This window comes from Pantoea sp. 18069 (genome assembly GCF_902706035.1).
In the GTDB taxonomy this organism is placed as follows: Bacteria; Pseudomonadota; Gammaproteobacteria; order Burkholderiales; family Burkholderiaceae_C; genus Comamonas.
Genome location: NZ_CACSJA010000141.1, coordinates 1 through 402, shown reverse-complemented (window position 1 = coordinate 402; position 402 = coordinate 1). Strand labels below are relative to the sequence as shown.

Here is a 402-nt window from a genome sequence, read left to right as displayed (position 1 = left end):
GTCACGTGCCAGCCGCCGTTGTGCTTGCCGCTATTGAAATGGGCGCCCCAGGCAGCGTCCGGCAGCGCCCCGATCTCCGCCAGCGCCGCGCCCACGTCCACGCCGTGAGCGATGCGGCGGGCAGGGGGGAACGCGGCGCAGCGCGCGGCGGCCGTGCCGGGCCGGTCCGGGAGCGGCGCAGTGGTCATGGATGGCGGGGCGTCACTGCGAGCAGATGGCATAGGCCGTGCAGCTCTGCAGGTTCGCCCGGTACGAGTTGAGCGCGCGGACCGACCAGCCGAACGCGCCGGGCGTGCCGCCACAGTTGGCGACCGGCCGGCTCTCTCCCACGTAGACGGCTGCGTCCTCGGGAGTTGCCTGCGCCGTGCTCGCCGCATGGCCTCCGCCCAGCACTTTTTCGCC

At 73.6% G+C, this 402-nt stretch carries 2 protein-coding genes; both read right to left on the bottom strand.

What is annotated here, in order from left to right; all coding sequences use genetic code 11:
• Nucleotides 1-188, bottom strand: a 188-nt coding sequence (locus GVL12_RS26810) for a hypothetical protein (RefSeq protein ID WP_235033995.1), incomplete at its 3' end; no start/stop codon positions are given.
• Between the two features lie 13 nt (nt 189-201).
• Nucleotides 202-402, bottom strand: a 201-nt coding sequence (locus tag GVL12_RS25930) for a hypothetical protein (RefSeq protein ID WP_200844109.1), incomplete at its 5' end; no start/stop codon positions are given.